Genomic DNA, 11325 nt, shown 5'->3' with positions numbered 1-11325 from the left:
ATTTCTGCTACATACGTAGGACAAATCACCTGGCTGAATAGGATTTCACGGGTTGATTGCTGATGATTTTGAACATCAAGGATGAGATGGCTATGAGCTTGACGCAGAGTATTGGCACCACGGACAACCCGCATTTCTACGCCGATATGGGTGAGTTGATTGCAAACAGTGGCCATGAGGCGTTCGCCGCCAACCTGTTGCAACTGGTCGACAAGTGGGTACCGATCCACCTGGTAGACCTCAGTGAATGGACCCTTGATGACACCCGCGACAGCGTGCTCGACATCACCTTGCTCGGCAGCGCGGGGCTCAAGCAGGCGTTGGCGGCCCCCCAGACCCTGCACCCGCTCAACACCCATCCGCTGCTGCGGGACATGCTGCATATGCAAGACCCGCTGCTGATCCAGATGAAAGCCAAGGCCGGCAGTTCACACCAGTGCAACCTGGTGTCGCGCCAGGCCAACCGGCGGTGTGTGATTTCGTTGTACCGCCCGCCCGCCCAGCGCGGTTTTTCCCTGGCCGAGTTGTCGTTTCTCAAGTGCCTCTCGCAGACCCTGTTGCCGCTGATGGAGCGGCATGCACACAGCCTGCGCCAAGCGCCACACAGCGAGGTCGAAGCGCCGCATAACGTGCTGGAGCAGTCGCAATTGCAGCGTGAGTTCTACAAGCGCCTGGCACTGAGCGATATCACCTTATCGGCACGGGAGCAGGAGGTGTGCCTGGGCCTGTTGACCGGCGGCACCGTGCCGCAGATGGCGGAAAAACTCAGTGTGAAAAACAGCTCGGTGGAGACCTACCTCAAGCGCGCCGCCGCCAAGCTGGGCGTAAGCGGCCGGCACGGGCTGGCGAAATGGATGGTGGGCGCCTGATGCGCACACTCACGCTCACCCTCGCCTGCCTGCTCGGCGGCTGCTCGCTGATCCCGCACTACCAGCGGCCCGCCGCGCCGGTCCCGGCGCAGTATCCCCAAGGCGGGGTGTACACCTCGGCCGTCACCACGGACTGGCAACCGCTGTTCCATGAACCGGCGCTGCAACAGCTGATTGCCGATGCATTGCAGAACAACCGCGACCTGCGGGTGGCGGCGTTGAATGTCGAAGCGTTCCAGGCGCAGTACCGCATCCAGCGTGCGGACCTGTTCCCGGCGGTGTCCGCCAGCGCGGCGGGCAAGCGGCAAAAGCTGCCCGGGGACGTGACCGGCACCGGCCAATCGGCGATCACGTCAAGCTATTCGGCCACCTTGGGCCTTAGCGCCTACGAGCTGGATTTGTTCGGCCGCGTGCGCAGCCTCAGCGAACAGGCGATGCTCACATACCTGGGCACCGAACAGGCGCGGCGCAGCACGCAATTGAGCCTGGTGGCCAACGTCGCCAATGCCTACCTGACCTGGCGGGCCGACCAGGAGCTGCTGGCATTGGCCCAGCAAACCCTGGCCGCCGACGATCACAGCCTGCGCCTGACCCAGCGCAGCAAGAGCGCCGGCAAAGCCTCGGCACTGGAAGTGGTGCAGGCGCGCACCAGCGTCGAAAGCACCCGCGCCAGCGTCGCCCGCTATCAACGCCAGGTGGCCCAGGACCTCAACAACCTGGCCCTGCTGGTGGGCACGACGGTGGATGCCAACCTGCCCGCCCGCCCGCTGACCGCCGACCTGGTGGCGTCGGTGCCGGCAGGGCTGCCTTCGGACCTGTTGCAACGGCGCCCCGACATCCTCCAGGCCGAATACCAACTGCAAGCCGCCAACGCGAATATCGGCGCCGCCCGTGCCGCTTTTTTCCCCTCCGTAACCCTGACTGCCAACACCGGCAGCGCCAGCACCGAGCTGTCGGGGCTGTTCAAGGGCGGCTCTGGCACCTGGACCTTCCAGCCGCAGATCAACCTGCCGATCTTCAACGCCGGCAGCCTGCGCGCCAGCCTCGACTACGCCAAACTGCAAAAAGACATCAGCGTGGCCCAGTACGAAAAAGCCATCCAGACCGCCTTCCAGGAAGTCGCAGACGGCCTCGCCGCACGCCAGACCTACACCGACCAACTCGCCGCACAACGGGATTTTGTCGCGGCCAACCAGGCGTATTACGACTTGGCGCAACACCGCTACCGCAGCGGCGTGGACAGCAACCTCACGTTCCTCGATGCACAGCGTTCGCTGTTCAGCTCGCAGCAGGCGTTGATTGTCGATCAGCTTGCGCAACTGGTGGCGCAAGTGCGCTTGTACACGGCGTTGGGCGGTGCGTGGGGGGTCGATCAACAACTGGGGCAAGGCCCGGCACCGGTTGAAAATGTGGGCAACCCGGCAGGACGCCGGGTTAGCCGTCCTGGACCAGGGATGGCCCATGACGGCGGCCCACGGATTCAAGCCTGCGTTCGGGCACACCGAGCCTAGGCGAGGTGCCGAGTGTTGGGGCAAGAGCGCTTTGGTTACTTTGCCGCTTTTGCAAAGTGACCCGCTGTAAGAGCGGAACCCTAAGTGGCCGTTGCCGCAGCAAAGGATATGTACTCCGACCCAAAAGCTCCAAAACCAGACACACCGCCATCGCGGGCAAGCCCGCTCCCACAGTGTGAATTGCGAATACCTTCAAATGTGGGAGCTGGCTTGCCTGCGATAGCGTCACCACAGACAACACCTACCAACGCCCCGTCGCCAGGCTAAACGGCGAAAACTGCGCAAACTGCCAGCGCAGCGCCAACGCCGCCGGGCGCCGCACCACCTGCTCCACCGTCACCGTCCACAGCCGCTGCGCGCCCTCGAACTCGGCCACCTGCGGGCCGCTGAGGATCAACTCCGTACGCCCGGCCACCTGCAACACATCCCCCGACTCAAAATCGATAAACAACAACCCCGCCAGCGGATTGAGCTGCAAATTGCCCAGGGTGTTAAAAAACAGGTTGCCGGCAAAGTCGGGAATGGTCAGCACATTGCCTTCGACCCGCACAAAACCTTGGTCGCCGCCGCGATGGGAGACATCCACCGAACGTTCGCCGTCGGTGTCCACATAGCTGGCGACGAAGAACGTATCGGCACTGCGGATCAAGTTTTGCGCCGCTTCATCCAAGCTGCCTGAGCGCTCGACCTGCGTACCGGGTTTACGCGCAATCCCGTCCACCGGCCGCAGTTGGATGTACTTGGGGCAGTTGCCAAACGTGTGCTCCACCTGCACCGAGAACCCCTCATGATCAAGGGCAGCAACCCGGCCGTTCATGCGGTTGCGCCGCCGGGTGTTGAGGTCGATCCCCAGCACGCCCACCGCAGCGCCATCACGCAAGCCGGCGCGGGCGGGGTCGTTCAGGGAGGGCTGGCTGTCGACCTGCAAGGTCTGCGGGTCAGGCGAGTGGGCAAACCCCGGCGCACCTTCCACCAGCGTGGCCCAGGGAATGCCCTGCTCGTCCACCACGCCGAGCAGCAGGTAGGGCAACAGCGGATAAAAATCGCGATGCTGCTCCGGCAAGTGATCGCGGATCACTTTCGGCCCGACCACCGCCATACGCTCGGCCACGCCCACGGCGGCTTGCAGTTGCCGCTCGCCGGCATGCCAGGGAGATTGTTCGATCAGGTTCATGGCGACCACCTCAGGTTGTAGAACCCCATGCTGCGCCCTGCCCCGCAGCGAGAGAATCACCACGCCCGGCAATCCACTATTACGCCAGCTGAAATGCCGGATGGGCGCGCAGTGCCGCCACACAGTGCTCGACAAAGCTGCGCACGCGCATCGGGGCGTTGCGGCCTTCGCGGTACACCACATGGATTGGCATGGGTGGCTGTTCATACGCCGGCAATACGCGGCGCAGTTGCCCATTGAGCAGATGCTCATGCACCGGGTAACTCAGGCAACGCACCAGCCCTGCGCCGTGCACCGCCGCGTTGATCGCGCCTTGCACGGTGGTACAGCCCAAACGGGCCTTGAATTCATGGCCCTGAAAAGCCCAATCCACCTGGGCGATCAGGCGATGGTGCTGGAGGTCCTGCGGATGCTGGGGCTCGCCGTGGGCCGCTAGGTAGCCGGGGCTCGCGCAGAGCATCTGCCGCACCTGCCCCACGGGCCGTGCGATCAGTGACGAGCTGGGCAGTTCACCGACGAGAATCGCCACGTCCAGGCCCTCTTCGTGCAGGTTCGGGTAGTAGTCGTGGTAGTGCGCGGCGAGACGCACCTCGGGATAGCGGTCCAGGTAGTTGGCCAACACCGGCGCCATTACATAACTGCTGAACAGCAACGGCAAGAACACTCGCAGATTGCCCTGGGCCTGCACATGCAAGCCCTTGGCCGAGGCTTCGGCGGCGTCCACCGCCGCCAGCAGGCGCAGGCAGTCGGCCAGGTAGGCGCGGCCCACTGCGGTGAGGCTCACGCCCCGCGTACTGCGTGCCAGCAATGGCACCCGCAGGCGCGCCTCCAGGCGGGCGACCGCGCGTATCAGGGTCGGGCCAGAGACCTGGGCCGCACGCGCCGCCGCAGCCAGGCTCGGCTGCCCGGCCAATGCGGCAAAGCGTTGCATATCGCGAAAGTGCTCCATCAGCCGCGCCGGTTCAGGGCGGCATCCTGGCCCAGGCGAGCGCTGAGGAAATCGACAAAACTGTGGACCTTCGCCGGCACGCGCGCGCTCTTCTGGAACACCACCTGGATCGGCAGCGGCGGCGGTTCAAAGCCTGCGAGGACGATCTCCAACTCCCCCGTCGCCACCGCTGCCGCCACTTGATACGACAGCACCCGCGTCACGCCCCAGCCCTGGCGCGCGAGGTTGATCGCGGCGTTATTGGCCGTGACCACCAGGCGCGGTTCGATGGGCACGTTCAGCGGCTGGCCGTGCTCGACAAAGGCCCATTCATTCACACGTTGGCTGGCGGAGGTGGTGGCGATCTTCGCTTCACGCAATTGCGACGGGTGTTCAGGGCGCCCGTGCTGGTCGAGATAACCGGGGGACGCACACACCACCCGCCGCACTTCACCGACCTTGATCGCCTGCTGCCCCGGCTCGTGCAGATGGCCGATACGCACGGCCACATCGACCCCTTCGTCATGCAGGTTGACCACACGATCCACCAGCAAGGCATTGATCGTCACCAACGGAAAACGGTCGAGGAACGCCCCCAGCGCTGGCGCCACATACAGCTCGCCAAACAGCACCGGCGCGGTCACCGTCAAATGCCCGCAGGGGATCGAATAGCTGCCCGCCGCCGCTTCTTCGGCTTCATCCAGCTCGGCGAGGATGCGCCGGCAGTCTTCCAGATAACCCTGGCCGGCCTCGGTCAGGTGCAGGCTGCGGGTGGTGCGCGCCAACAGTTGGGTGCCGATGCGTTGCTCCATGGCGGCGATGGCCCGCGTCACACTGGGCGGCGAGGTGTTCAAGCGGCGAGCAGCGGCGGCAAAACCGGCCTCCTCGGCCACCGCGAGGAACACCTGCATTTCGTGGAATCGGTCCATCGTCACTCCTTCTGTTGTTTACACACCTGTGGCGAGGGAGCTTGCTCCCGCTGGGCTGCGCAGCGGCCCCAAAAATCTTGGGAGCGCTGCGCACTCCAGCGGGAGCAAGCTCCCTCGCCACAGGGGGTTACTTCACTTCAGTGCGCGGCATGCCGACAAACCCCGGCAACGCCTCAATGCTGGCCAGCCAGGCACGCACTTGAGGGTAGTCGGCCAGCGACACATTGCCTTCCGGCGCGTGGGCGATGTAGGTGTAGAACGCAATATCGGCGATGCTCGGCTGCTCACTGGCGAGGAAGCGGCTTTGGCTGAGTTGCTGTTCCACCAACTGCAGCAACCCATGGGCGCGGCTGATAGCGTTGACGGTATCGACCTCGGCACCAAACACCACCGCCAGGCGCGCAGACGCCGGCCCCACATGCAACTGCCCCGCCGCCGCCGACAGCCAGCGCTGCACGCGGGCCTGCCCCACCGGGTCGCTGGGCAGCCATTGGCCTTTGCCGTATTTGCTCGCCAGGTAAACCAGGATCGCATTGGAATCGGCCAACACGGTGCCGTTATCGTCAATCGCCGGAACCTGGCCAAAGCTGTTGATCGTGGCGAGAAAATCCGCCGATTTGTGCGCGCCTTGCGCGAGGTCCACCAGGATAAATTCCGTGGGCAAGCCCAGCAGGGACAGCATCAGCTCCACGCGATGGGAATGGCCGGACAGCGGAAAACCGTACAGTTTGATCGCAGCTTGGGACATGACAGGCTCCAAAATAAGGTTATCGACGCCGGCCATGGTCCACCGCTGCGGTGACCGTTGGAATCACCAGGATTTACAATCCAGCATTTCATCAGGTGAAACAATCACGATAAAGGCCCCGACAAAACCCGAAGCTTTGGCTCTGGCTCTGGCTCTGGCATTTGACCTTGATTTTGATCTTGGGCGCCCCGTTAAACACGCTGGCCGGAATTCGACATGGATTTGGGGGGTAAACCGGCAGGGATGCCGGTTTAGCCGCCCCGCGCCATGGATGGCGCGTGGCGGCGGCCCCCCAAATCCATGTCGGATTACGGGCATGCCGAGCCTAGGCGAGGCACCGAGTGTTGGGGCAAGAGCCCTTTTGGTTACTTTTGGGGCTCTTTTCCAAAAGTGACCCGCCGTAAGGGCGGAACCATAAGCAGCCGTTACCTAAATAACGGATATGTACTCCGGTCAAAAAATCTCAGCGCCCAACACATAGCTATCGCAGGCAAGCCAGCTCCCACATTTGGCCGGTGTACATCCGATAAGACTTGGCCGCCTGCCACATAGCCTTCGCGAGCAAGCCCGCTCCCACACAAAGCCATCACCCACAGGGATGTCAGCGCTCTTCGAGGCGCTCGCGCAAAAACCGGTGCCCCACCGAAAACAACCGCCGATACGTCAACAACACCGCCCCCACCGTGCCCAATGCCGACGACGCGGCTATCAAGAACATGATCACGATCTGATAGCGCACCGCATCCACCGGGCTTTCCCCCGCCAGTACCTGGCCGGTCATCATGCCGGGCAGGCTGACGATGCCGACCACGGTCATCTGGTTCAGCGTCGGGATCATCCCCGCGCGCACCGCCTGGCGAATGGCGTCCTGCGCCGCTTCCCAGCGTGAGCCACCGAGGGCGAGGATCATTTCGATGGTGTTGCGCCCCGACGTCAGCTCCTGGGTCATGCGTTCGATGCCCAGCGACACGCCGGTCAGGGTGTTGCCGAGGATCATCCCGAGGATCGGAATCGCATACTGCGGCTCGTACCACGGATGGATGCGGATCACCGCAAACAGCCCCACCGCCGTCACCAGCCACGAGCTGCCCCACACCGACAAGATGCTGTCGACCCGCTGCCCCTTGTACGTGCGCCGCCCGCGCCCGGCGGCGGAGATGCCAGCGATCAGGGTCATGGCGCACATCAACGGCAGCACCACGTACCAGTAGGCAAACTCGAACACCCAACCCAGCAGGTAACCGATGGCCAGCAGTTGCACCACGGTGCGCACCGCCGCCCACAGCAATTGGCGGCCCAGGCCCAGACGCAGGAGCAGCGACAGCGCGCCATTGACCAGGATCAGCGAGGCGGCGATGCCCAGGTCGAGGGCGGTGAGGTTCTGGTAATTCATGGCTGGGAGACTCCATCCAACACGCCGGCACTCATGTGCAAGTGGATGTCGCTCATGCGCCGGGCCTGGTCGAGGTCGTGGGACACCCAGATGCACGCACGGGATTGATCGCCGGCGAACCAGGCGTCGATCAGCGCTTCCACTTCGCGGGAAGACGTGGGGTCGAGGGCGGCGGTGGGTTCGTCCAGCAGCAGTACTTCGGGATTCAGTTGCAAGGTGCGGATCAGCGAGACCACCTGGGACTCACCGCCGGATAAATCCGCCGCATTTTTTGCGAGGAAGTCCGGCGCCTTGCCTGCGTGGCCCAGCAGTGTGGTGACGGCTGCAAGGTCGAAGCTGCGTTTATGCGAAGTCTTAAGGCTGAACGGAAAACGCAGATTGTCTTCCACCGTGCCTTCGAGCAACGCCGGGCGCTGGGACAGGTAGCTGATATGGCAGCGGTAATGGGGAATCTCGGCGTTGCTGATCGGCTGGCCATTCCACAGGATTTGCCCGGAGGTAGGCGCGTCCAGCAGAGCCAGGGCGCGCAAAAAGACACTTTTGCCAGAGCCGGAAGAGCCGGTGATGGACACGCGGTCGCCGGCGTTCAAGGTGAAATCGGTGGGCTGGAGCAAGGGCACCTGGCGGCGCTCGTCCATGCGCGTGAGGGCGCGGGTTTCAATCAGCGGGGTGTCTGTCATGAACTCGTTACTCGGTGAGCGGCTTGCAATCATCTATCTGGCTGCCTATATTCCCCGCCTGGCGCCTTCTACGCCACCTTCCGCGGAAAGGGCTGCGCCCAAGACACAGCAACACCCTCTTTTTTCTACGACTCCCAACCTTAAAGCGGACAAGGTTCAGACAAGGAGTTCGTATGTCCCAGCACTTCAACACCGACGGCTGCCTCAACCTTGAGCAGCAGCGCAAGCGCGCCAAGGAACTGTTGCCACACCTTAAAGCCCAAGACCCTAGCGCCACCCTGTCCCAGGCGCAATGGGCGATCGCCAAGCAACTCGGTTTCAGCAGTTGGCCCAAGCTCAAGGCCCATGTGGATGCCATCGACTTCGCCGCGCGCCACCCCGACTTCGAGGCCTGCGATGAAGCCCGCACCACCCATTGGCGCTGCGGCAATGACATCGCCCACAGCCTGCAACTGGCCGGGTTCAAGGGCCGCTTCCAGATGCTCAGCGACCCGTTGTGCATGGGCCCGGTGCGTGACCTGCCCAGCGCGGATTACCAGGCCCTGCGCGCCACCTTTATCAGCCAGGCGTTTGCCCTAAATGAGGGCGATGCCGCCCACAGGCTGGCCGACGAATACACCCAACTGGCAAGCCTGGCCAACGCCGAACACAGCGTACTGTGGTGCGAAGCGGACGCCTATGACCAGTTGTTCCTGATCCGTGCCTTGGCCGGTTTGGAACGGGCGCCGCAGCGACTGGAGCTGATCGAGGTAGACCACATCCCCGGCGTGCAGCGTTTTATCGGCATCGGCCAGTTGGCCCCAGATGTGCTCGCGTGGTTATGGCCGCAGCGGCGCGTGATCGATGACGAGGCGGTGCAACTGGCCAAGCAAGCGTGGGCGGCGTATTGCGCCAGCTCGCCGGTCGAATGGGCGGCACTGGCCCACGGCACACAGCCTGCCCTGCCCTTTATGGCGCCCGCGTTGTTGCGCCAGTTGCAGGAATTGCCCGGCGCCCGCGATGGCTTGTCGCTGACCGAGCGCCTGACCTTGGGCTATCTCGCCGAAGCCGGACCCAAACCTGCGGGCCGGGTGTTTGCCGAGTTGATGGCCAAGCGCGAGCCGCTACCGTTTCTGGGGGACATGATGTTTTATGCGCTGTTGCGGCCGTTGATCGATGGCGTGGCGCCGTTGCTGGCAGAGACGGAGGCGGGGTTGGTACTGACTGAATTGGGCCGGGCGGTGCTTGATGGGCAGGCGTATTGGTTGGAGCATGCGAGCCATGAGCGGTGGGTGGGTGGTGTGTGCTTGCGGCCTGGAGAGGCGCATTGGGCGTTGGATGAGCATCTTCAGCCCACGCTTAGGCGCTGATGATCGTTCCCACGCTCCGCGTGGGAATGCTGCCCCGGACGCTCCGCGTCCAGTGTATGGGTGACGCGGAGCGTCACGGGAGGCATTCCCACGCGGAGCGTGGGAACGATCTAACGCTTTACGGCAGCGGGTCGAATTTCAGTGCACTCAAGCTCTGCACCTTGTCCTCACGCACCATCTTGTATTCGGTGTTCGGGCCGATCCAGCGGTCCCAGATGGCATCGATCTCGCCGGCCTTTTCCATCGCCATCAACGACTCATTGACCTTGGCCAGGAACGCCGGCTCATCACGGCGCATGCCCGCGCCAATCGGTTCCAGGGCCATCGGTTCCTTGGCAATCGCCAGTTCCACGCCACCGGCCTTGGCCTGGTTGACCAGTTTCAGCGCGGTCATGGTGTTGGTCACCAAGCCCACTACCTTGTTCTGTTGCAGGGCCATGTAGGCCGAGCCGGTGTCCTGGAAGGTCACCGGGGTGGCGCCGGCGATGCGGATCGATTGCTCCGAGGTGGAGCCCTTGGTGGAGCTGATGCGCTTGTCCTTGAAGAAGCTTTTCGGCTGGTCGGCGTTGGCCGCGCGCACCACCAGGGTTTCCTTGGCGATGTAGTACGGGTCGCTGAACTGGATCTGTTCGGCACGGGTCTTGGTGTACGCCAGGTTGGCGAAGATCACATCGACGCGGCCCATCTTCACTTCGGGAATGCGCGCTTCAACCGACAGCGGCTTGAGTTCCAGGGCCACGCCCATGGTCTTGGCCAGGGCCTTGCACAGGTCCACGTCCATGCCCACCAGCTCGCGGGTCTTTGGGTCCGGCGCGGAGAATGGCGGCACGTCGGCGTACACGCCGCAGCTCAGGGATTGCTTGGCCAGGATGTCGCTCAATTGGTCAGCCTGGGCGCAGGCCATAGCCAATGGACCCAATGCCAGCGCAGTAAACAGATGCTTCATACCCATGGGAAATCTCCAGAAAGTTGGACAAGCAAAATGGCAGAAGGAATCAAGCCGCCGCAGCTCAGTGGGCCCGCAGGTCGGCGATGAAGCGTTGCGCTCGCGGGTGCGAAGGCTGGGTGAAGAAGGCGTCGGGGCTGCTCTTTTCCAGAATCTGCCCCGCGTCCATAAACCAGATGGTGTCCGCCACTTCACGGGCGAAGTTCATCTCGTGGGTCACGCACATCATGGTCATGCCGTCCTTGGCCAAGCCCTTCATCACACTCAGCACTTCACCGACCATTTCCGGGTCGAGGGCGCTGGTGGGCTCGTCGAACAGCATCACCGGCGGTTCCATCGCCAATGCACGGGCAATCGCTACGCGCTGTTGCTGGCCGCCGGACAGTTGTGCCGGGTAGGCCCCGGCCTTGTGCGCCAGGCCGACACGGTCGAGCAGTTCCATGGCCTTTTGCTTGGCCGCCGCGCCCTTGAGGTTGCGCAGCTTGTTCGGCGCCAAGGTGATGTTTTCCAGCACCGACAGGTGCGGGAACAGGTTGAAGCTCTGAAACACAAACCCCACGCGGCTGCGCAGGCGATTGATCTGGGCGTCGGTGCCGTGCACGTCCTGGCCGTCGAACAGGATCTGGCCGTTCTGGATATCTTCCAGGCGGTTGACCGTGCGGATCAGCGTGGACTTGCCCGAGCCCGACGGCCCGCACAGCACCACCACTTCACCGGGGTTCACTTCGGCGGTGATGTCGGTCAGCGCCTGGTACTCGCCGTACCATTTATTGATTTTCGAAAACATGATCATTGGAT

The 11325-nt window shown here is 63.4% G+C and carries 11 protein-coding genes; 3 read left to right on the top strand and 8 right to left on the bottom strand.

The window, feature by feature from the left end; genetic code table 11:
• Positions 1–92 precede the first annotated feature (92 nt).
• The gene (locus ACU688_RS05025) at positions 93–869 is read left to right on the top strand and encodes a helix-turn-helix transcriptional regulator (protein ID WP_448183869.1); all 777 of its coding nucleotides are present in this window, start codon (positions 93–95) and stop codon (positions 867–869) included.
• Positions 869–2380, top strand: coding sequence for an efflux transporter outer membrane subunit (locus ACU688_RS05020; protein WP_448183868.1), 1512 nt, complete (start codon positions 869–871; stop codon positions 2378–2380). Before ACU688_RS05025 ends, ACU688_RS05020 begins: the two co-directional genes overlap by 1 nt.
• Before the next feature lie 241 nt (positions 2381–2621).
• Here ACU688_RS05020 and ACU688_RS05015 read toward each other — a convergent pair whose 3' ends face one another.
• The 6 genes from ACU688_RS05015 to ACU688_RS04990 form a co-directional block, all read right to left on the bottom strand.
• The gene (locus ACU688_RS05015; protein ID WP_448183867.1) at positions 2622–3554 is read right to left on the bottom strand and encodes a flavin-nucleotide-binding protein; all 933 of its coding nucleotides are present in this window, start codon (positions 3552–3554) and stop codon (positions 2622–2624) included.
• 79 nt (positions 3555–3633) lie between these two features.
• Positions 3634–4503, bottom strand: coding sequence for a LysR family transcriptional regulator (locus ACU688_RS05010; protein WP_448183866.1), 870 nt, complete (start codon positions 4501–4503; stop codon positions 3634–3636).
• The gene (locus ACU688_RS05005; protein ID WP_448183865.1) at positions 4503–5411 is read right to left on the bottom strand and encodes a LysR family transcriptional regulator; all 909 of its coding nucleotides are present in this window, start codon (positions 5409–5411) and stop codon (positions 4503–4505) included. Before ACU688_RS05005 ends, ACU688_RS05010 begins: the two co-directional genes overlap by 1 nt.
• A gap of 127 nt (positions 5412–5538) precedes the next feature.
• The gene (locus tag ACU688_RS05000; RefSeq protein ID WP_448183864.1) at positions 5539–6159 is read right to left on the bottom strand and encodes a glutathione S-transferase family protein; all 621 of its coding nucleotides are present in this window, start codon (positions 6157–6159) and stop codon (positions 5539–5541) included.
• A gap of 601 nt (positions 6160–6760) precedes the next feature.
• Positions 6761–7552, bottom strand: coding sequence for an ABC transporter permease (locus tag ACU688_RS04995; RefSeq protein ID WP_017737204.1), 792 nt, complete (start codon positions 7550–7552; stop codon positions 6761–6763).
• A complete protein-coding gene (locus ACU688_RS04990) occupies positions 7549–8232 on the bottom strand; it encodes an ABC transporter ATP-binding protein (protein WP_448183863.1) in 684 nt (227 codons plus the stop codon). Before ACU688_RS04990 ends, ACU688_RS04995 begins: the two co-directional genes overlap by 4 nt.
• Positions 8233–8405: 173 nt before the next feature.
• On the opposite strand from ACU688_RS04990, the gene ACU688_RS04985 reads away from it, so the two are divergent.
• The gene (locus tag ACU688_RS04985; RefSeq protein WP_448183862.1) at positions 8406–9581 is read left to right on the top strand and encodes a DUF1835 domain-containing protein; all 1176 of its coding nucleotides are present in this window, start codon (positions 8406–8408) and stop codon (positions 9579–9581) included.
• A gap of 118 nt (positions 9582–9699) precedes the next feature.
• Here ACU688_RS04985 and ACU688_RS04980 read toward each other — a convergent pair whose 3' ends face one another.
• Both ACU688_RS04980 and ACU688_RS04975 read right to left on the bottom strand, forming a co-directional pair.
• Positions 9700–10533: an ABC transporter substrate-binding protein gene (locus ACU688_RS04980; protein ID WP_448183861.1), complete on the bottom strand. Its 834-nt coding sequence runs from the start codon at positions 10531–10533 to the stop codon at positions 9700–9702.
• Between the two features lie 58 nt (positions 10534–10591).
• On the bottom strand, positions 10592–11320 hold the full coding sequence (locus tag ACU688_RS04975; RefSeq protein ID WP_177414126.1) for an amino acid ABC transporter ATP-binding protein: 729 nt from the start codon (positions 11318–11320) through the stop codon (positions 10592–10594).
• Positions 11321–11325: the final 5 nt, after the last annotated feature.

This window comes from Pseudomonas acericola (SeqCode), assembly GCF_053456465.1.
The sequence above is the reverse complement of the archived record's forward strand: the minus strand, read 5'-3'. Positions and strand labels throughout refer to the sequence as shown.